Below are 19,710 nucleotides of genomic sequence, written 5' to 3' on the forward strand. Positions count from 1 at the left end.
AAAAGAATTTTTCATGATATACTGCAACTTGAAAGTCTATTTGATTAAAGTTGGTGATTGGATGTTAGATACACACGCACGTAAGATGGTTCAAGCTCCCATCGAACATACAGCTAGATGGTTTCTTAATAAAGGCTTTTCGGCCAATCAAGTAACTATCCTTGCTTTGTTCACAGGATTAGGAACGAGCCTTCTATATGTACTCGGCTATCCCGTAGCAGCCGTTCTTATCTTATGGTTGTCAGGCTTTCTTGATGCGGTGGACGGCACAATGGCCCGACACTCAAAAACAACCCCTTTTGGAACAGTAATGGACATCACTTTTGACCGAGTCGTTGAAGTTAGTATAATAGTAGCGATTGCATACGTTCATCCAGAAGTGTTATGGCCGCTGCTGTTACTGACAGTCTCGATCGTTATTTCCATGACTATCTTTTTAGTTGTAGGGAGTGTTTCTGAAAAAGCAGGGTTAAAATCTTTTTATTATCAAGCAGGCTTAGCAGAACGAACAGAAGGCTTCTTAATATTCAGCATCATGCTGTTGTTCCCTAGTTTATTGTATTGGTCTACCCTTGTATTTTTTGTAGTCGAATTATTCACCGGTATCCAACGCTTCATAGAAGCGCGCCGTATATTATCATAAAAGGGGCTGCTGCGTTCTCGCCATTTGGACTTCGAATGAAGAAATCCATAATATTTTCACCCAAAAATATCTTGACTTCAAACTAATTAAAGCATATAATTAGTTACATAAAGTAACCAGATTTTATTTTATAACTTATATAGGAGGAATTTATTTATGACTACACTGACTTTAGACAAAGTCCACAGTACTTTAGATTTTCAAATTAAACATATGATGGTGTCCAAAGCAAAAGGTGAATTCGAGGATTTTGAAGTTGAATTCAATGGAGACCTGGCAAACATCGAGTCGGCTGGTGTGAAAGTCACCATCCCGGTGACATCTATTAATACAGGAAATGAAGATCGTGACGGACATTTACGTTCTGGTGATTTCTTTGAAGCTGAGCAATACCCTAATATGATTTTTGAAAGCAAAACGATTAAAAAGATTTCAGATGACGAATACAAAGTAACAGGAGATTTCACAATTAAAGGCGTGACAAACGAAGAAACGTTTACTGTAGAATACAACGGTACATCCAAAAGCCCAATGGATGGAAGCACAGTTGCCGGTTTTGATGTAAGCGGAAAAGTAAATCGCGAGGCGTACGGCATGACTTACAACGCGGCCATCGAAACTGGCGGTATGCTTCTTGGTAAGGATGTAAAATTTGAAGGTAACTTCGAGTTTATTGTAGCTGAATAGAGGGAGATCCCGCCACTTTAGGCGGGATTTTTATATTTTCACACAGCCACCACTCATTCTCTTCACACCTCGGATGGATGAGATATCTTCAATCAGTTTCAGTACCGCGCGGTCCTTTTGTTTTGCTTCAATCATAAAGTCAACGTCCTGTCCCCGTTTCTTTAATTCATGTAACAGCGGTTTAATATATTCCAAATCTACAAAATCAGCATGACTTCTATACTCTTTCTGTGACTTTGGTGAAGATACATGAATTTTAGGAGGCATGTGATTCCACGTCTGAAAGAATCTAGGCAGCACATCTTCCAGTCTTTCTTTTTGATCGTGATTAGCCATGTAATGGTGATAATCAAACATCATCGGGATGCTTTCTTTTTCACAGACTTGGAGTGTTTCTGTAGTTATATACGTTTTATCATCATTTTCCAGCGTCATCTGCTGTTTAATACGGTTTGGAAGCTGCTTAAGGTTCTCATGAAAACGTTCAAGTGCCTTTGTTTTATCTCCATAGGCTCCTCCTATATGAATATTAATATGCCCTTCCCTTTCTAATCCCATGGCTTTAAGTAAACGATAATGATATTCCATATCTTTTACCGCATTATCTGTCACATGAGGCTTATCACTCGTAAAGAGCGTAAATTGGTTTGGATGAAAGCTTGTCCTTAACTTATGCTCTCGTACAAGACCGCCAATCAGTTCGTATTCTTTTTGAAAAGGTGTGATGTAGTCGAACTCCACTTCCTCATGGGTTGCCAATGGAACTAAAGATGATGAAAACCGATACAGCGGAATTTCGTGTCCAATATTATAGTGAAGCGCGCGCATAGTATGCTGAAGATTCGTCCGCGTAATACGCTCAAGCTGATCTTCACGTTCAGGGGAGGAGAGTTTTTGATAACGTGCGAATGTCATCGTTTTTGAAGGGGTAGCTTCATATAAGTTTAATGCGTTCGCTACATAGCCAAAGCGAATTTTCATAAAAGGACTCCTTTATTATTCATTGCTTAGTATATTTCCCTATTCGTTATCGTTTTAAAAGTACAGGAGCTCGTTGGGCAGTTTTAAGGGCCGATGTAGAATAAAAGCTTTTTAAGGCGTTAAGTTAAGCCTCTGTCCATCTTCATTCCATTTTAAAAAAAGACGCACGCAGCGTCTTTTAGCTTGTAGAGAAACCTTAAAGAGTGTAAAAGTCCTTGCGTTAGAGAGTGTAAAGGATTGTAGGAAACGACTCCCTTTCCGCGGGCGAATGGTGTGCCTCCTCGGGCTTTATCAGCCCTCCGGGGTCACCCCTTATTCCCATTTCCCGCAGGAGTCTCATCGTTTCCTCAAACCCTTTTTCGAAATAAATCATGAACCTTCATTTACTAAAGCTGCTCCCTTATGAAAACATCGTTTGCAAAAGGACTTTCACATTACGAATGTTTCAAGATTCCAATCTGATCAAAGGAACGGAAAAAGTGCCGACTCCTGCGGGACAAGCATAGGGGAGAAATCCCGCAGTTCGCAGACCCGGCTGCCTGCCAGAACATGAAAAAGATTGTCCTCTATCTAACCAGGTGAGGTAGGTGAAAAGAGTCCTTTTCTATCTGAAAGAAATTCCAAGGAGCGATGCCCCTTCCACTCCTGCGGAAGAACGAGGGAGCCGAGATCGCCGAGCGTGGGTTTCGCGAGGAAGCTCGGGCGCTCGTCCGCGGAAAGGGAAGGGGCATCGCTCCTGACGGCAAGAAAAAAGCTTGTGGAGAAACAGGGGTTTCTCCACAAGCTGAAAGACGCACGCGGCTTCTTTTTTATTTTTTCATATAATAAATTTTATACCGGTTCCTCACTTGTAACGTAATCCACTTCAAACCCCAGGTCTTTTAACATCTGATGGTCCTTCGTGCCTTCCTGACCTGCAGTAGTTAAATAATCACCTACAAAAATAGAATTGGCTGGATATAGACCCAACGGCTGTAAACTTCTCAGATTCACTTCTCGACCACCTGAAATTCGAATCTCTTTCGATGGATTAATGAATCGAAATAAACACAGTACTTTTAAACAGTATGTTGGTGTTAATTCATCTGTACCTTCTAATAACGTCCCATCAATCGCATGAAGAAAATTCACAGGAATAGAGTCAGCATCCAGTTCTTTTAATGCACGAGCCATGTCAATAACGTCTTGTTTCGTCTCCTTCATCCCGACGATGACTCCTGAACAAGGAGAGATGCCCGCTTCTTTAGCATGATTCACGGTATCAACACGATCGTCGTAACTATGGCTGGTCGTAATATTATCATGGTGGTTCTCTGACGTATTAATGTTGTTATTATAACGGTCCACTCCAGCTTCTTTTAACCTCTTCGCTTGGTCAGGCTTTAATAAACCCAGACATGCACATACTTTCATATCATATTTATCTTTAATTTCTTCTACAGCTGATGTTACGATGTCAAGTTCACGCTTCGAAGGGCCTCTGCCGCTCGCCACGATACAGTATGTTCCTGACTTCAACTTATGTGCTTGTTCTGCGCCTTCAATGATTTGTTCCCGGTCCATCATTCGATATTTTTGAATCGGAGCTTTCGAATCTCTTGATTGAGCACAATATCCGCAGTTCTCAGGACAAAACCCAGACTTTGTGTTAATGATCATATTGAGCTTAACATTGTTTCCGTAATAATGTTTTCGAACGAGGTACGCGCTGTAAAGCAATTCTAAGAGTCCATCGGTATGACACTCAAGAATTTCCAATGCTTCAGAATCGGTAATTTCTTCGTCTTGAAGGACTTTTTCAGCTAACAGTTTCCAATCTCGCATATTTCCCCACCTTTATGCAATTTTTTCACGATTACGAAATGAACTTTTTCTTACCACACTTCGTTCTAAGCGATACGCCAGCAATCCAGCAAAGACTGAAAGCACAATATCTTTTGGCAGAGGTACCATCATCCACGACCATACAAGTGGGTAGGTCAATCCTTCTGGAGCTTCGAACCAGAAAAGGTATGCGGCATACATCCAATTGGTCCCGATAATATAATTGAGCACCATCGCCCCTAACGCTGCGATTACATACATCTTTACACTTCGTTGGCGTTCTGCCATTTTTCCAGCTATGTAAGCAATGAGAATATAAGAAATAATAAATCCAAAGGTTGGGGTGAACAACACAGTTAACCCTCCTTTAAATTGAGCAAATATAGGCGCTCCTACTAACCCAAGCATCATATACACAAACAACGACAACGCACCTAAACGACTCCCTAAGATTAACCCGGCCAGGATTGCAAAAAAAGTTTGCAAAGTAATAGGTACTCCACCAATCACCATAAAAGGAGCAATTGATGTAATGTTAGCTCCGATTGCCATCATCGCCACAAAAAGACTCCCCATCGTTATTTCCAGAGCACTTAAGCTTCTCTTCGTTCTCATGTTCTTCCTCCTCCTCATTTATAAATTAAGCATAGAAGAAACACCTCCATTATGTCAACTTTAAATACAAAAGGTTAACATTAACCCTATAAAATAAAGACTTCCATTGGTCCCCCTTCTAACTAAAAAGAAATAAGAAAAAGTGCTGCTTACGTTTCCATGAGTCCTGAGACTCCTAAGCTTTCTAAGGCAGCTGAGTCCATACCTGGCTTAAAAGCGATGGATGTGGGCGGATTGGTATTTGAAAATACAGAAAGACCCGATCCATTTCGAATGGGTCGGGTCTTTCTCGTCATGCCCTTTAATTATCTCACGTTCATTTCACTTGGCTCAGGTCCTTTGCGTTCTCCACGGTCAAGTTCATTAATGTGAGTCATTTCTTCATTTGTTAACTCAAAATCAAAGACATCGAAGTTTTCTTCAATACGAGACGGCGTAACAGATTTAGGAATCACTACCGTGTCATTTTGTAAATGCCAGCGAATAATAACTTGTGCCGGCGTTTTACCATACTTTTCAGCAATTGACTGAATCGTATCCTGTTTTAATACTTCGCCGCCTTGCATAAGAGGGCTCCAAGCTTCTACGAGAATGTTATTCTCACGGCAGAATTCTTTTAGTTCATTTTGTGCAAGAAACGGATGGCATTCTACCTGGTTAATAGCAGGTTTAACATCACACTCATCCAATAAACGCTGCAAGTGATCAATGTTAAAGTTACAAACACCGATTGCTTTTGTTTTCCCATCTTTTTGCAGCTGCTCAAGTGCTTTATAAGTTTCTACATAATCATCATATTCTGGAGTAGGCCAGTGGATTAAATATAGATCCACGTAATCAAGACCCAGCTTTTCAAGACTTTCATCCATCGCTTTAATCGTCTGCTCATAGCCTTGGTCCGCATTCCATACTTTTGTTGTAATAAAAAGCTCTTCACGAGGAACATTGCTTTTCGCAATAGCTTCACCGACTTGACGTTCATTTTTATAAATGGCAGCTGTGTCAATCGAACGATAGCCTGTTTCAATCGCTTTTGTTACAGCAGGCACGGCATCCTTTTCGTCTACTTGCCATACCCCAAAACCAAGCTGAGGCATTTCAATTTTGTCATGTAATTTAACTGTATTCATACGAAAATCTCTTCCTTTCTTGTAAAGGGTTACAGTGGTAGTGTAGCATAGGGATGGGCTCACCATCCTCTTTTTTGCTTGAGGAAGAATGGTGAATTAGATTTGAAAAATAAACATATAAAAAAAGAAAAATTTCGACAGTCGTCGAAATCCCATCACATTTTATGAGTAAACTATCTATGGGGCGCCTCGCCCTTCCACCTTTAACTAAATACTTTTCGATATGAATCCGTTTTTTCTACGATATCGATCATTTCTTTTACCATTTCAGTCATTTTCTCAACATCGTCCCCTGAATCACAGCTTGACCATTCAAATTTCTTTTCACTTCCATTTACGATTACCTTCAATGAATACTCCGGCTTTGCACGACAACTGCCTGCCAAGTCTTTTCCTTGCATGTAATTTTCCTTTACGAGTAATTTGTAGATTTTATTTCGTTCTTCTTTGGTAAAATAGAAATCTTTTTTCTTCATGCTATTTGATTCAGATTGTACAGATAAAGAATGATCCACTGTGTCTACGGTCACTTGATTCCCTTTATTATAAGAAAACTTCAGTTCAAACTGGTCTTGAGTATTAGAATCATGTGAAATAGTCAGGACGTCAACTGGCTTTTCACCTTTGCCACAGGTAAGTTGATAAACGGTTTCTTCTGAACGGTCTTTACGATTTATTCCTTCACACGTTTTCTCCACTTTTTCTCCTGCACTATAGCGGTCATTTGATGTATCAAGCTCATAGTCGATTTCTTCACCATCATAGGATAAGTAAGTAAAAATGAGATCACCTTCAGTCGTGTAATGAACCACACGAACTTCATCGTCCTCATGTTCTTGAACATTTTTAATAAAGTCATCTAAATACTGTGTATTCGTGACTTTTCCATGGTTTTCAACGACATCTTTGTCGTGTTTTCCGTAAACTTCAGATTCATCATAAATCCCAGCGATTTGATTTGAACAGCCAGCAACAAAAAACAACCCCACCCACACCAACCACTGGAGTTTCATTGGGTTTTTTCACCTCTACCTATTTATTAAATTAACTTGAGCTTTTATTCCTATTCTTCTATTTTCCTAAAAATGACAACCCAATTTGAACCTGTTCTTATGTCGTATGCTTTAGCGAATGAACCTTGATTAATAGCCACTGCCATATTGTCCAGCGAGTTAATATAGACGAGCGGCTCCCCTTTATGGGTATCAGCAAATGAACGTCCAAATGTCATCATGTTTTTGTAAATACTGCGTCCATCATGTTTAATTTCTACTTCAATCGTTCCTCCATAGGGAATGGCTAACGTCTTAAATAGCTCTCGACTGATGTTTGTCCACAGATTCCCAAACCTGATATCAAGGATGTCGACCATCCCTTCTACTTTGTCTTCCTCAGCCCTCGCTTCTTTAACTGGCAGTTGAACAATACTGCTAATCGGAAGCTCTGGACCTACACCTTCAAAAGAGATAACACCAGAAGCTAATCTTGCTCCTGTATAGGCATATATATCCCGACCGTGAAACGTGTAAGATTCACCGGATTTCGGTAAACGATTAATCGATTCATCAATTTCCCTTACAGCAACAATACCTTCCGTACGTGAAATATGCGTCAAACTTCCATTATCAGGCGTAATCACATATTGTCCAGACCCCGTTTCAACAGCTACGCTTCTTCGCGTTGACCCCACACCCGGATCGACAACAGAAACAAATACTGTGCCTTTCGTCCAATAGGTTACGGTCTGCCACAACCGATAAGAAGCATCCCAAATATCGTAAGGAGGAATGTCGTGAGTCAAATCAAATATTTTCAGCTCATGATCAACTGAATTCGCGACCCCGTGCATGGCACTAACCGCTCCATCACTAATACCGAAATCTGACTGCAAAACTAATGCGTTCTTCATGCTGCTTCCTCCCAATCTATCAAACCGACCTTTTCTTTGATTATAGCTATGATACAGAATCTTCGGCAAAAAAACAATGGGATTCGTTCGACCTTAATGTATAAATTAACCGGTTTACCTACATTTGCTTTATTATTTAACCAGGTTTAATATTAACTTAATGAGATTTTCAAGGAGAGAAAGAAAGATGAGTGACCAAGAAAAAATCCGCCTGATTACGGAGCTTGAAGAGACTATGAGAAGTTTTAGTAAAGAGTTCAGACGTCAACTAAATGAGCAATTAGGGGAAGGTTTTACGAGCAGCGAATTCGCCTTTCTTCGCGCCATACGCGAAAATAGTGAACAAAATGTGTCATGTTTAGCTTCAACTCTTAATGTATCGAACAGTCATGCCACTTCTATAATGGACCGTCTCGAAGAAAAGAAACTGATCACACGAAAAAGATCCAAACAAGATCGAAGAGAAGTAGTTTTTCAACTGACCACATGCGGTGCACAGATCTTTGAAAGACTTCATGAAAAAAGATCAGTCTATATGCAAGAAAGATTTAAAAAGCTATCTAAAAAAGACCTCGAAGAATTGCTTCGCATTTTTCATATTTTATAAACGAAGGGTGAAATCTTATGGAACACCTGGAACATAAACAAAAAGTAACGATCATGGTTGCGATTATGGCTGCCATGTTGTTTGCTGCTCTGAACCAGACAATTATAGGAACAGCTTTGCCCATTATTGTAGCCGATATCGGTGGAATGAGCTATTTTAATTGGGTTTTTACCATCTATATGCTTGCCTCTAGTATTACGGCTATACTAGTCGGAAAGTTATCTGATACATATGGAAGAAAGCCGTTCATACTTACAGGGATCGCTGTGTTTATTATCGCTTCTTTACTTTGCGGCCTATCTATCAATATCTTTCAGCTGATTATTTTCCGAGCCATCCAGGGCCTGGGAGGCGGAATGATTATCTCCACCTCTTTTACAGCCATTGGGGACCTTTTTCCCCCTCGGGAACGCGGACGCTGGCAGGGAATGATGGGATCAATATTTGGTTTAGCTAGTGTCTTCGGACCAACGCTTGGCGGCTACATTGTAGATACTTGGGAGTGGAACTGGGTATTTTGGGTTTTTCTTCCATTCGGTGTTGTCGCTTATGTTATGATTTGGAAGATGTTCCCGACGGTTTCTCAAAACGAAAAGAAAGCGGTGGATTTCCTTGGGGCTACATTGTTAACGGCAACAATTGTTCCTCTGCTATTGGCTTTTTCTTGGGCCGGGCAGAATTATGCTTGGAATTCCTACGTCATTATAGGATTATTCTCATGGTCTACATTAACTTTAATTTTATTTATTATAACCGAGCGGAAAGCTGAAAATCCCGTCATTCCACTCCACCTCTTTAAAAATAGTATCTTTTCCATTTCCAATATGACTGGATTGCTGATGGGGATGGGAATGTTTGGGGCTATTATGTATATGCCTTTCTTTATTCAGGGCGTTCTTGGTATTTCAGCCACAAGCACCGGTTTTATTATGATGTCTATGATGCTCAGTATGGTGCTCACAAGCACGATCGGAGGCCAATTAATTACTAAAACAGGGCGTTATAAAATATTTGCTATCCTTGGGCTTCTCATTATGGCGGGTGGCATGTTTTCCATGTCCTTTATGACTATTGAAACAACGGTAGCTGGAGTGGTGCGCATCTTAATTCTCGTGGGATTAGGCCTCGGCCTCACTTTTCCTGTTTTAACGTTAACTGTACAAAACGCAGTCGATCACCAATATCTTGGGGTCTCCACCTCAGCCTCCCAATTCTTTCGTCAAGTCGGCGGCACAATGGGCGTCTCTATTATGGGTTCCATTATGAATATGATTATGGGAAGAGAAATGGCTGATATGAACTCGTCCAGCACAGCAGAATTAAGAGACCCGCAAGTCTTAATGGATCCAGACCAGATCAGTACGTTAAAAGAAACGACCTCATCTCTTTCCTCTAGTCAGTTTGATGAAGTCATAACCTCAATGAGAGAGGTCTTAAGTCATGCCTTAAACGGGTCTTTTTTGTTCGGTACGTTCATCTTACTCGGCGCGTGGGTTTTAATTTTATTTTTAAAAGAAATTCCATTACGATTAACGAATCAATCGACTGAATCAAATAAAGAAGAAAAGTTAAGCTCTTAGAAAGAAAAAGAGACCGGGATCATAAATAAAACATAAAATAATCCGAACGGTTCTGGCGAAATCGTTCGGATTATTTATGTTAATGAGCCTCGACACCATCGCTTCGGTACCTGGTACCTTTACCCTGTCTCTTGATCTATTACTCTGCGTAAAAAGCTAATTCTTCTTCTATTTTGAGACGTATTTTATCGAGAGCGGATTCTGAAGAGTCAGCAAACACACGGGTACCATTCACCATAGCGTATGGTTTGATGGCACATAACCCGCAAAAGGAGAGGCATTCATTCATTAATACAGCAACATCCGGATACTCCTCTTCTAAAATGGTCTCAATATCCAGTTCATTTATCAAATTTCCATCACACACTTCAACAACAACTACCCCATGATGTCATTACTCCTTTATTCTTCGTTGTTGGAAAGTCCTAAAATCTCCCGTGCTGCTTTTTCATCCTTTTCCATGTGTTCGACAAGGTCGTCTAATCCATTAAAATCTTCTTCCCCACGCATATAACGCAGAAATTTCACTGTTACGGTTCTATCATATAAATCACCGGAAAAATCCAGTAAATAAGCTTCCACTTTATACGACTCTCCATTTACTGTGGGACGATAACCCGCGCTGATTAACGTATAATAATACTCAGCTGCTCGCTCTTCATGCAGCTTAACGACTCCTAGATACACCCCTGGTTTAGGCCGTACATACTCTTCGATTTCTCCTACATTAAGAGTTGGAAATCCTAACTGCCTACCGAGCGCTTCGCCCTTTTCTACAACTCCTGTCATTTCAAAAGGACGATTTAGTAAAGAATGGACAACCTCCATCCTACCTTGTGCAACATTTCGTCGTACCTCCGTACTGCTTACTTTTTTATGTTGGACGGTAAGATGAGGTACGATAGAAACGGAAATTGAAAGCTTTTCACAAAGCTGAGCTAATCCATTGGCATCAGCATTACGACCTTTGCCGAATCGAAAACCTTCGCCTACAACAATGCGGCTGACGTTTAATTGAGCGATGTGTTCGTGTACAAACTGTTCTGGTGTAATTTGAGCATATTCTTTAGTAAAATTAATATGATAATAACGGTTTACACCTGCTTGACTTAACAAGTGAATTTTATCTTGATGGGAGGATAGAGCTCTCTTATAATCAGGGTCCCCTTTTAACACCCACAGCGGATGTTCAGAAAAACCAAAAACCGCTATCTCTTCATTCTGTTGGCGCCAGGCACCGGCTTCTTTTATAAGCTGTTGATGGCCCAGATGAAGACCATCGAATTTACCGATTAATAAAATAGTGCTTTTTTCATTTTTCGGTGGTATAGCCGTCACATCAATTATTTCCATAATCCTATCCTCCCCCGTTTACGCTCGGACTACTCTATTGCCATAGTATTACCAATGAAGACGGGATACAACTAATCTGCATAATGAAAGGGAGATCTTATGCTGGAGAAAGCAAAAGCCTTTGCAACAGAAGCTCATAAAGGCCAAAAAAGGAAAATTTCAAATGAAGATTACATCGTTCACCCGATACGTGTAGCCCATACCTTACAACAAGCTCAGTCTTCAAAAGAGCTGATTTGCGCAGCCTTTCTCCATGATGTAGTAGAGGACACTCCTTATGAGTTAGAGGATATCGAAAAAGAATTCGGTCCTGCTGTAAAAAAACTAGTGGCTTCACACACCGAAGATAAAACAAAGTTTTGGCTTGACCGTAAAGCCCGCACCATCGAAGTCGTACGAACTGGAAACTTAGAAGTTAAATCCCTAATTGTGGCTGATAAATGGGACAACCTTCAGTCAATAGAAGAAGGACAGCATAAAATGGGCGAAATGATTTGGTCTTACTTTAATTCCACTTACGACCAACAGAAGTGGTATTACCAATCTGTAGCCGAAAACATGTGGGTAGGTCTCCCTGAAAAAGAGGCACCTGAGTTCTTCCATACCTATTCTAAAACCGTTCAGCGTTTCTTTACGTAAACACTGTCGTATGCTACAAGGTACAATGGCGACTTTTACCGCTAACGAAAACTTATGAAGGAGTATAAGGCATAAATTTCTTAAATTTAGAAGAAAAGCGGCCTGTGTGGAAATTAAATTCCACACGAGGCTGCTTTTAAATTCGTTTTTCAGTGGCCTAAAGGCCTTAGTTCCTGACAGCATAAAAAAGCTTGGGAAAAGCTGCAAACAACTTTTTTTAGGAGGATTGTAAGTAATGTTCTTGAATAATCTGCTCATCCGAATGCGGGACTTCTTTCCCTTTTATAATTTGAGAATTATTAATACATCCGCTCGTTAATAAAATAATATCATCAGGCTGTCCAAGTATTAATGCTTTCCTCACGCCTTCTTCCCTCGTTAAAGCCGTGTGAATGCTCGGTGACTCAGGATTCGAAAAACCACTCATCACTTGATCTATAATGAGCTGCGGGTCGTGATAACCAGGGTGATCGACAGTTACAATAATTTCATCTGCTTTTCCTTCAATTATAGAAGCCATCTTAGGCATTTTTCTAAAGTCACGAATCCCAATTCCTGCAATCATGACAATTAAACGATGATGATGGAGCTTTTTCACTTCTTCTACAAGTCGAGACAACGCCACTGGCGTATGAGCATAATCTAAAATGACTTTTGAATGATTTGGAGCTTGTATCACTTGGAACCGACCTTCAGGGCTTTGCAGATAAGTCAATGCATTCAAAATTTGATTTATTTGATAACCCAGTAATAAAGCAGCCCCAACAGCTGATAGGACATTTGCTATATTATACGTGCCATATACAGGGGCGTATACAGGGTATTCTTTACCTAAGTACTTAAGATAAAACCGAGAACCGTCTTCTGCGACTGATAACTGTCTGGCTGTTAAGTCGGCTCGTGAATTTTCATTTAAACTGTACGTAAGTCTAGGCCCCTTAAAAAGGGCGAGTATATCTTCTCCCATCCCATCATCATCTATATTTATAACGGCACTCTTCGCTTGTTCAAACAATTTAAGCTTACAAGCTTTGTAATTTTCTAATGTATGATGGTATTCTAAATGCTCTTCAGAAAAATTCGTATGAATGGCTACATCGAATAAAATGCCTTCTACACGCTTCTGATCCAGGGCAATGGAGGAAACTTCCATTGAGGCAGCTACGTCACCCGCTTTATCAAACTCATCAAAAATATGATGTAGATCTACTGCCTCAGGGGTAGTCGGCGTACTTTTCTTGTAGCGCAGTTTATTACTTGAATTCCATATTCCAGTTGTTCCTATTAACCCGGCAGGCATTCCCAGCAAGTTTAATAAAGAACGCACGTAAGCAGACACCGTAGTCTTTCCATTGGTCCCTGTTACTCCTATCGTTTTCAGCTTTTCATTTACATCGTTATAATAATATTTAGCAAGATAAGCCATAGACTTTCTTACATCTTTAACTACAATAAATGAACAGAGCGGGTAACAAAGACTCAGTGTGTGCAAATGCGCTTCATTGTCTCCTACAACGGCTACAGCTCCGTTTTGAACAGCTTCTTCTATAAATCGGTGACCGTCCTCATTCTCTCCTTTGATACTAAAGAATATAGATCCCTTACTTACGTATTTCGAATGAAATACAAGGCCGGTAACAAACTGTTCCTCTGGTCCAAACACGTGCTCTAATTCAACATCGTTTATTTGATGAAACGGTATATTTTTCATATCTCTTCCCTACTCACATTCTTAGTTTGTAAATCGTCTCATGATTTTTTATCTTTGTTTTTTTACGTTTTGCTATTTATTATGGACTGTGACCTTACTTTTAGTAATCCACTTTTTACCGGGCTCTGCCATGAATCAATTGAATCATTTTCACTCAAAATTACCGTATAGCCTATAAAAGTTTGATAAAATTATTCTGAACTTACTTAACCCTCAATAAAAAAGGCGTGAACATAAATTCATGGAATTACAACAACTTTTAGATCACTTATTGTTCGAATGCCAGCAACCCTTGACTAATATACCCATTAATGGAGTGACCGACTCTTCGTCAGATGTTAAGCCCGGCTTCATTTTTGTAGCTATTAAAGGATATCAAACGGATGGGCACGACTATATAGATGATGCCGTCTCAAAAGGTGCCGCAGCAGTTATAGGAGAAAAAGATGAGGCCGTTACCTCTATTCCTTATATTAAAGTAGAAAACAGTAAAAAAGCGCTGGGAATCGTTTCCGGGGCTTACTACCAAAACCCTTCCCAAAACAAGATTATGATTGGGATTACAGGAACAAATGGAAAAACGACAACCAGCTACATGGTGAAGCATATTCTCGAATATATTGGTTATTCTTGTTCCCTCATCGGCACCATTCAAAACATTGTAAACGGTGAACAAACGGCGACTCAGAATACTACACCAAATGCATTAAAAATAAATCAAATACTTTCAAAAAGTAACGATGACATTATTATTATGGAAGCTTCTTCACAAGGATTGGCGGAATATCGATTAGAAGGTATAGAATTTGACATTTGCTTGTTTACGAACCTCTCCCATGAACACTTAAACTACCATGGCTCACTTGAACAGTATTTTGAAGCCAAAGCACTGCTCTTTTCTAAGTTAAAACCGGGAGGAACAGCGATTATAAATGCTGACGACTATTATGGGGAAAAACTTCTTCACCGCTTGCAAACTCAAAGAATCTCAACCATTACATTCGGTGAGACGGCAGATGCTGATGTTCAAATGAAAGATTTGAAACTGTCCCATCCTTATTCGGTGCGGTTAAAAGATGGCGTTCGCACGTATGAGGTTACTTCCCCAATTCCTGGTTATCATAATTTATTTAACGTTGCTATCGCCTATTCCTGTGCTAAAGTCCTGCACAGCTCCCAAGTTGAAATTAACGAAGCTATTGAAAGTTTTCCAGGAGTGGAAGGCAGATTCAACATGATTACATTTCCAAACGGAGCAATAGTGGTCATTGATCATGCTCACACCCCTGATGCCGTTTTGAACTGCTTACAAACCTCTTCTGAATCTAAAAACGGTAAACTCTATCATGTTTTTGGATTTAAAGGAGACAAAGATACTGAGAAAAGAAAAGAAATGGTAAAGATCAGTTCTGAGATCAGTGACTACTATATCCTCACCTTGGATAATTTAAATAGTGTTCCTAAAGATGAGATGGTCCACACATTAAAAGAACTAGATGAGGAGTTTGGCAATGAAAAAGGTGAAATTATCGCAGATCGAACGCTTGCCATTGAAAAGGCATTGTCCATGAGCAAAGAGGGAGATTGGATTGTGGTGTCAGGAAAGGGACACCAAGCCTATCAGCACACTTATCACTATCCTTCTCATTCCGATAAAGAAACCGTCCTGTTTTTTAAAGAGAAAACTCCTGAAAAATAATACGTTTGATCCTTTGAACTCGAGGGAAATAAATAGAGAGAAATCAAACCTATTCAGGAGGTCTCTATTTATGTCTAAGAACGTATTAATGGTCGTAACCAATCATGAAAAAATAAATGAAGATACACCAACAGGCATTTGGTTATCTGAATTTGGTGAAGCGTATAATGAATTTAAACAACACGGCTATGAAATTACAGTAGCCAGCCCACAAGGCGGACAAGCTCCCGTAGATCCTAACAGTGTAAGTGAAGACGAACCAGCAGAAATCCTGGATACGAAAGTATATCTAGAAAACACTGTTCCAATTGATTCAATTTCAGCAGAGTCATTTGATGCTGTTTTCCTTCCAGGGGGTCACGGGACAATGTTTGATTTTCCTGATAACGAAAAGTTGCAGCAGCTGCTTCGTGAATTTTATGAATCCAATAAAGTAGTAGCAGCGGTCTGCCACGGACCAGCTGGTTTAGTAGGAGCTACCCTTTCAAATGGAGAGCCGCTGGTAAAAGGTAAACGAGTAAACGCCTTTACAGATGCTGAAGAAGCAGACACTACACTGGACAAGCATATGCCTTTCCTATTAGAAAGCAAACTTAGTGAGCTCGGGGCCACCTTCCATTCAGGTCCAAATTGGTCTGAACACGTAGAAGTAGACGGTCACTTAATCACTGGACAAAATCCACAATCTACACTGGCTGTTTCTAAAGAATTTGTTAAAAAACTCAACCAATAAACTGTCATCCGGTGCGATCTTCGCACCGGATTTATTTTTGTATCATTCGTCTTCATTTGAAAGATGAACCACTTCTGTTAATATTATTTTATAAAAGTTTTTTACTAAGAGTTTATCTTTATAGTGAGGAGAAAAGGTATCATGATTCAGTTACCAAACGACCCAGAATACTATTCTGTTGAAGAAGCAGCAGACGAGCTGTTATTGCAAATAAGTGAATTTATCGGAGTGAATACTGTTTACATCGCAAAAAAAGAAGAAAGTTATATGCAGGTCCTCGATTCCTATAATAAAAGTAAACATGTCGTGGACTCAGATTTACAAGTAAATTATGAAGATTCATACTGTCAATTTGTGATGGAATCGACCGATAATCACTTTAAAACTTTCAACTTATCTACCGAAGAAGCCACCACACACATGAAACTAGCCAAAGAGCTTGGAGCTAAAGCCTTTATGGGAGTTAAACTCTACGGTAAGGATCATGAAGAGTTTGGAACCTTATGTGTAATGGACCTTGAGGAGAAACAATTCACAGAAAGAGAACTTTCTTTTTTGCAGTCGGTCGGCAAAGTTTTTAATTTTATTATTAACCTGGATGAAACGAAACAGCAGGTTGACCTTCTCTCGACGCCGATTGTTCCTGTAACTGAGGGTGTTGTTGTTTTACCTCTTGTAGGAATAATGAACGAGGAGCGTTCTTCCCGTCTTTTAGAGAATATCCTTCACCAGGCGCACAAAGAGGATTTGGATTACTTCATTATAGATTTATCCGGTCTTATTACCTTTAATAATTTATTCACCAATCATTTAATCCATATTATTGATGCTCTCGAATTAATGGGTATCATTCCTGTGGTTACAGGAGTACGCCCTGACATTGCAATGGCTCAAGTAAACCAAGGGACTAATTTCAACAAAATAAAAGTGGCTGCCAGTCTCGAGCAGGCTTTACAGCAAATCGGTTTTTCACTCATAAAAAATGAAGCATAGCGTTAAGCTATGCTTCATTTTTTAGCTAATGCTAAATCAATGCGATAATGATCCGGGTCTAACTCTGTTGTTTCTCCTAATACCATGCGTGCAAGCTCCGCTCCTATATAAGGTCCCGAGGTTAATCCCGAAGCTCCTAGACCATTCGCTAAATAAAGTCCATCATAATTTCGCAATGGACCATACACAGGCAGTGAATTAGGAGTAAACGGCCGGAAGCCAACTCTCGTTTCTACGAACGTTCCTTTCGCCAGACCTGGAGCTACCCCAAGTACTTTATGAAAAATCTCATGTAAGCCTCCAGCTGTAACTCGCGCATCAAACTTTTCCTTTGTTTCATGTGTCGCACCTGCGACAACTCGTCCATGATCAAATGTCAGCAAGTATTTATTAGTGGGAGGCATAACGACCGGCCAATCTGCTGTCTCCGTTTGCGGCAATTCTAAATGTACAATTTGAGCCTTTTGTGGATGAACAAGAAATTCCTCTTCAAGAGGAAGAATAAGTTCTTTAGCCCATGCTCCAGCAGTAACAATAACTGCATCACCATGGATCGGCCCATTCGTCGTATTTACCCCTACGATACGGGAGCCTTCCACTTTCAAATCTGCACCTGTTTGGATAAATTGAACGCCTCTCCGTGTAGAAGCACGAATTAAAGCATCACGAAGTGCACGCCCATCTACTTTGGCTGCTCCACTAATAAAGATGGATCCGTAACTTTCATCTAGAGGAGGGAACATAGATTTTGTTTCTTCTGGAGATAGCCGCTTAATTTCTCCCATTTCAGGTGCAGATTTCCTCCGTTCCAGCGCCCGCTCCAACATCTCTTCTAATTTTTCTTCTTCTGTATGAAGGCGCAGTGCTCCTACACGCTTGTAACCTGTTTCTTTTTCTCCGTCCGATTCCAGCTCTTTAATTAAATCTGGGTAATAGCGCGCTCCCCCCTTAGCTAGTTCATACCATGCTTTGTTTTTTCGCTGAGATAGCCACGGACAAATAATCCCTGCTGCTGCATCCGTAGCCTGACCTCTATCATTGCGATCCACAACCGTTACTTGAGCACCTGACTTAGCTAAATAGTACGCTGTGGATGCTCCAAGAATTCCTGAGCCTATTACAATATATGATTTCAATCTAGAACACCTTTTCTCTCATAAATTTAAGTCTAGCTCTCATTTTACAGGATATATGAGGGTTTTTCTAATCGAGGGAAAGTTATAGGGGTGATATTAGTCATTCCATATAAAAAAGTAACACCGGGCCCCTTCACCTCTCAGTGTTACTCATTCTACTTTCACTAAATCTGCTTCCACGATATAACGATATGGAGCATCTCCTACAAATTGAAAAGGATAGCAGGTGGAGATCGTTAAAGTAGGGGTATCTTTTTCTACGACAACACTTTTATCATCTTCCTTAACGAGAAAAAGCTCTCGAATTTGATAGGCATACTCTTTTCCTCCATAATCCACATACACAAGATCTCCTATTTTTAAATCTCCCATTTCAGAGAAAACCGTATCACGGTGCCCGGACAGCAGAGTGTGTCCGTTAACATCAGGAGTTTCCGTCCATTCACTTTCATGCATTCCAACACCCTGGGTTAAGGTCTCATCATCTGTGCCCCAATAGACAGGGTATTTTTGCTCGATAGAAGGAATCTTCAATTCAGCCATTTCTTCACCTTTCACAAAACTGGCATCCCCATTTTCTTCCGCCACAGTCTCTGTATCTAAAACGGTATCGTCATATTCCAAATAATCGTTCAGTTCGCTGGCACTCATGGACTGAATCACCTGACGTTGTTCCCACCATCCATACCCAAAGTAAGCGACAATGGAAAAGCCGATGACCATTATGAGAATTCCGATCTTTCGTTTCATCTTCAAAACCTCCATAGAAAGGAAGACAGGCATTTTCTCGCCTGCCTTCTTAAGGGATGGGGAATGATGAATTAGTTTAGTGATTTTTTACGAAAAACCAGCAGTCCGCCAGCACCTGTAATAAGAGCCCCCATTAACATCATGAATGGCTGATTTGTTGCAGTATCTGGCAATTCTCCGCCTTCTTCACTAGAAGTACCATCATCTCCGTCTCCAGCTGCCGATTCATCTGCGTCCTCATCAGATTCTTCTGATGCTTCTTCAGTTTCGTCTGAGCTTTCCTCATCTTCTTCGGAAGACTCTTCCCCATTATAGTTTTCATAAACCCCGTCTGTCAGCGACTCGCAAGGCTGCCCGTCGCTATCACGGTCTAAATCTGAGGGATCATTTTCAGCACTGTAGTCATGGGATTCCCAGAATTCCATGACTTCTTCTCCTGTTTCAAAATCACCACAGTTCTTATCTCCACTGTGATCTGCAAACGCTACACCAGATCCCAGAAAAATACCTGCCAAAAAACCAACACTGCATAAGACCATTAACAGTTTCTTCAAGAAAAAACTCCCTTATTAAGTATTTTTTCCCATCCCTTTGTACTGCCATATTACAACAATTTACCAGTGAAGTATACACAAAAGGCGAAATTTTCTGTTAATAATTCATTTTTCTCCTACTAACGCGCAAAAAAACCGCAAATGCGATAGCATCTGCGGATTTATA

The 19,710-nt window shown here is 40.3% G+C and carries 20 protein-coding genes; 8 read left to right on the top strand and 12 right to left on the bottom strand.

What is annotated here, in order from left to right:
* The first annotated feature begins 61 nt into the window (after nt 1-61).
* Together ACGTNH_RS19695 and ACGTNH_RS19700 are read left to right on the top strand one after the other, a co-directional pair.
* A complete protein-coding gene (locus ACGTNH_RS19695; RefSeq protein ID WP_394588815.1) occupies nt 62-643 on the top strand; it encodes a CDP-alcohol phosphatidyltransferase family protein in 582 nt (193 codons plus the stop codon).
* A gap of 156 nt (nt 644-799) precedes the next feature.
* Nucleotides 800-1,330, top strand: a complete 531-nt coding sequence (locus tag ACGTNH_RS19700) for a YceI family protein (RefSeq protein ID WP_394588735.1) — start codon at nt 800-802, stop codon at nt 1,328-1,330.
* A 30-nt stretch (nt 1,331-1,360) separates the two neighbouring features.
* Here ACGTNH_RS19700 and uvsE read toward each other — a convergent pair whose 3' ends face one another.
* From uvsE to ACGTNH_RS19730, 6 genes are all read right to left on the bottom strand, one after another.
* Nucleotides 1,361-2,311, bottom strand: coding sequence for a UV DNA damage repair endonuclease UvsE (gene uvsE / locus ACGTNH_RS19705; RefSeq protein ID WP_394588736.1), 951 nt, complete (start codon nt 2,309-2,311; stop codon nt 1,361-1,363).
* An 831-nt stretch (nt 2,312-3,142) separates the two neighbouring features.
* On the bottom strand, nt 3,143-4,135 hold the full coding sequence (bioB, locus tag ACGTNH_RS19710; protein ID WP_394588737.1) for a biotin synthase BioB: 993 nt from the start codon (nt 4,133-4,135) through the stop codon (nt 3,143-3,145).
* Between the two features lie 12 nt (nt 4,136-4,147).
* Nucleotides 4,148-4,750 carry a biotin transporter BioY gene (locus ACGTNH_RS19715; RefSeq protein ID WP_394588739.1) on the bottom strand — a complete coding sequence of 201 codons (603 nt, stop codon included), beginning with the start codon at nt 4,748-4,750 and terminating at the stop codon, nt 4,148-4,150.
* Between the two features lie 305 nt (nt 4,751-5,055).
* On the bottom strand, nt 5,056-5,880 hold the full coding sequence (locus tag ACGTNH_RS19720; RefSeq protein ID WP_394588741.1) for an aldo/keto reductase: 825 nt from the start codon (nt 5,878-5,880) through the stop codon (nt 5,056-5,058).
* A gap of 203 nt (nt 5,881-6,083) precedes the next feature.
* Nucleotides 6,084-6,893 (bottom strand): DUF4362 domain-containing protein, encoded by an 810-nt coding sequence (locus ACGTNH_RS19725; RefSeq protein WP_394588743.1) that lies wholly within the window; start codon nt 6,891-6,893, stop codon nt 6,084-6,086.
* Between the two features lie 50 nt (nt 6,894-6,943).
* Nucleotides 6,944-7,789, bottom strand: a complete 846-nt coding sequence (locus ACGTNH_RS19730) for an SAM hydrolase/SAM-dependent halogenase family protein (protein WP_394588744.1) — start codon at nt 7,787-7,789, stop codon at nt 6,944-6,946.
* 187 nt (nt 7,790-7,976) lie between these two features.
* Between ACGTNH_RS19730 and ACGTNH_RS19735 the strand changes: the two genes are divergently transcribed.
* Together ACGTNH_RS19735 and ACGTNH_RS19740 are read left to right on the top strand one after the other, a co-directional pair.
* The gene (locus ACGTNH_RS19735) at nt 7,977-8,396 is read left to right on the top strand and encodes a MarR family winged helix-turn-helix transcriptional regulator (protein ID WP_394588745.1); all 420 of its coding nucleotides are present in this window, start codon (nt 7,977-7,979) and stop codon (nt 8,394-8,396) included.
* A 17-nt stretch (nt 8,397-8,413) separates the two neighbouring features.
* A complete protein-coding gene (locus tag ACGTNH_RS19740) occupies nt 8,414-9,976 on the top strand; it encodes an MDR family MFS transporter (protein ID WP_394588747.1) in 1,563 nt (520 codons plus the stop codon).
* Between the two features lie 139 nt (nt 9,977-10,115).
* On the opposite strand, the gene ACGTNH_RS19745 is transcribed toward ACGTNH_RS19740, so the two are convergent.
* Both ACGTNH_RS19745 and ACGTNH_RS19750 read right to left on the bottom strand, forming a co-directional pair.
* A complete protein-coding gene (locus tag ACGTNH_RS19745; protein WP_394588749.1) occupies nt 10,116-10,343 on the bottom strand; it encodes a YuzB family protein in 228 nt (75 codons plus the stop codon).
* Between the two features lie 35 nt (nt 10,344-10,378).
* A complete protein-coding gene (locus tag ACGTNH_RS19750) occupies nt 10,379-11,329 on the bottom strand; it encodes a bifunctional riboflavin kinase/FAD synthetase (RefSeq protein WP_394588750.1) in 951 nt (316 codons plus the stop codon).
* A 99-nt stretch (nt 11,330-11,428) separates the two neighbouring features.
* On the opposite strand from ACGTNH_RS19750, the gene ACGTNH_RS19755 reads away from it, so the two are divergent.
* Nucleotides 11,429-11,968, top strand: a complete 540-nt coding sequence (locus tag ACGTNH_RS19755; RefSeq protein WP_394588752.1) for an HD domain-containing protein — start codon at nt 11,429-11,431, stop codon at nt 11,966-11,968.
* Nucleotides 11,969-12,185: 217 nt separating this feature from the next.
* On the opposite strand, the gene ACGTNH_RS19760 is transcribed toward ACGTNH_RS19755, so the two are convergent.
* Nucleotides 12,186-13,679: a UDP-N-acetylmuramoyl-L-alanyl-D-glutamate--2,6-diaminopimelate ligase gene (locus tag ACGTNH_RS19760; protein ID WP_394588754.1), complete on the bottom strand. Its 1,494-nt coding sequence runs from the start codon at nt 13,677-13,679 to the stop codon at nt 12,186-12,188.
* Nucleotides 13,680-13,920: 241 nt separating this feature from the next.
* Here ACGTNH_RS19760 and ACGTNH_RS19765 point away from each other — a divergent pair, with 241 nt between their 5' ends.
* The 3 genes from ACGTNH_RS19765 (at nt 13,921) to ACGTNH_RS19775 (ending at nt 17,104) form a co-directional block, all read left to right on the top strand.
* A complete protein-coding gene (locus tag ACGTNH_RS19765) occupies nt 13,921-15,378 on the top strand; it encodes a UDP-N-acetylmuramoyl-L-alanyl-D-glutamate--2,6-diaminopimelate ligase (RefSeq protein WP_394588755.1) in 1,458 nt (485 codons plus the stop codon).
* A gap of 70 nt (nt 15,379-15,448) precedes the next feature.
* A complete protein-coding gene (locus ACGTNH_RS19770; protein ID WP_394588756.1) occupies nt 15,449-16,111 on the top strand; it encodes a type 1 glutamine amidotransferase domain-containing protein in 663 nt (220 codons plus the stop codon).
* Nucleotides 16,112-16,252: 141 nt separating this feature from the next.
* Nucleotides 16,253-17,104, top strand: a complete 852-nt coding sequence (locus ACGTNH_RS19775) for an STAS domain-containing protein (protein WP_394588757.1) — start codon at nt 16,253-16,255, stop codon at nt 17,102-17,104.
* 14 nt (nt 17,105-17,118) lie between these two features.
* Here ACGTNH_RS19775 and ACGTNH_RS19780 read toward each other — a convergent pair whose 3' ends face one another.
* The 3 genes from ACGTNH_RS19780 to ACGTNH_RS19790 form a co-directional block, all read right to left on the bottom strand.
* Nucleotides 17,119-18,240, bottom strand: a complete 1,122-nt coding sequence (locus ACGTNH_RS19780; RefSeq protein ID WP_394588759.1) for an NAD(P)/FAD-dependent oxidoreductase — start codon at nt 18,238-18,240, stop codon at nt 17,119-17,121.
* Between the two features lie 150 nt (nt 18,241-18,390).
* Nucleotides 18,391-18,990, bottom strand: coding sequence for a class D sortase, LPxTATN-specific (srtD, locus tag ACGTNH_RS19785; RefSeq protein ID WP_394588760.1), 600 nt, complete (start codon nt 18,988-18,990; stop codon nt 18,391-18,393).
* 71 nt (nt 18,991-19,061) lie between these two features.
* Entirely contained in the window at nt 19,062-19,544 is a 483-nt protein-coding gene (locus ACGTNH_RS19790; protein WP_394588761.1) for an LPXTG cell wall anchor domain-containing protein, read from the bottom strand.
* Nucleotides 19,545-19,710: the final 166 nt, after the last annotated feature.

The organism is Halobacillus sp. B23F22_1, from assembly GCF_043497005.1.
In the GTDB taxonomy this organism is placed as follows: Bacteria; Bacillota; Bacilli; order Bacillales; family Halobacillaceae; genus Halobacillus_A.

Coding starts and splice junctions, on each gene's coding strand:
- ACGTNH_RS19695 (WP_394588815.1), top strand. CDS start 62: ATGTTAGATACACACGCACGTAAGATGGTTCAAGCTCCCATCGAACAT.
- ACGTNH_RS19700 (WP_394588735.1), top strand. CDS start 800: ATGACTACACTGACTTTAGACAAAGTCCACAGTACTTTAGATTTTCAA.
- uvsE (WP_394588736.1), bottom strand. CDS start 2,311: ATGAAAATTCGCTTTGGCTATGTAGCGAACGCATTAAACTTATATGAA.
- bioB (WP_394588737.1), bottom strand. CDS start 4,135: ATGCGAGATTGGAAACTGTTAGCTGAAAAAGTCCTTCAAGACGAAGAA.
- ACGTNH_RS19715 (WP_394588739.1), bottom strand. CDS start 4,750: ATGAGAACGAAGAGAAGCTTAAGTGCTCTGGAAATAACGATGGGGAGT.
- ACGTNH_RS19720 (WP_394588741.1), bottom strand. CDS start 5,880: ATGAATACAGTTAAATTACATGACAAAATTGAAATGCCTCAGCTTGGT.
- ACGTNH_RS19725 (WP_394588743.1), bottom strand. CDS start 6,893: ATGAAACTCCAGTGGTTGGTGTGGGTGGGGTTGTTTTTTGTTGCTGGC.
- ACGTNH_RS19730 (WP_394588744.1), bottom strand. CDS start 7,789: ATGAAGAACGCATTAGTTTTGCAGTCAGATTTCGGTATTAGTGATGGA.
- ACGTNH_RS19735 (WP_394588745.1), top strand. CDS start 7,977: ATGAGTGACCAAGAAAAAATCCGCCTGATTACGGAGCTTGAAGAGACT.
- ACGTNH_RS19740 (WP_394588747.1), top strand. CDS start 8,414: ATGGAACACCTGGAACATAAACAAAAAGTAACGATCATGGTTGCGATT.
- ACGTNH_RS19750 (WP_394588750.1), bottom strand. CDS start 11,329: ATGGAAATAATTGATGTGACGGCTATACCACCGAAAAATGAAAAAAGC.
- ACGTNH_RS19755 (WP_394588752.1), top strand. CDS start 11,429: ATGCTGGAGAAAGCAAAAGCCTTTGCAACAGAAGCTCATAAAGGCCAA.
- ACGTNH_RS19760 (WP_394588754.1), bottom strand. CDS start 13,679: ATGAAAAATATACCGTTTCATCAAATAAACGATGTTGAATTAGAGCAC.
- ACGTNH_RS19765 (WP_394588755.1), top strand. CDS start 13,921: ATGGAATTACAACAACTTTTAGATCACTTATTGTTCGAATGCCAGCAA.
- ACGTNH_RS19770 (WP_394588756.1), top strand. CDS start 15,449: ATGTCTAAGAACGTATTAATGGTCGTAACCAATCATGAAAAAATAAAT.
- ACGTNH_RS19775 (WP_394588757.1), top strand. CDS start 16,253: ATGATTCAGTTACCAAACGACCCAGAATACTATTCTGTTGAAGAAGCA.
- srtD (WP_394588760.1), bottom strand. CDS start 18,990: ATGAAACGAAAGATCGGAATTCTCATAATGGTCATCGGCTTTTCCATT.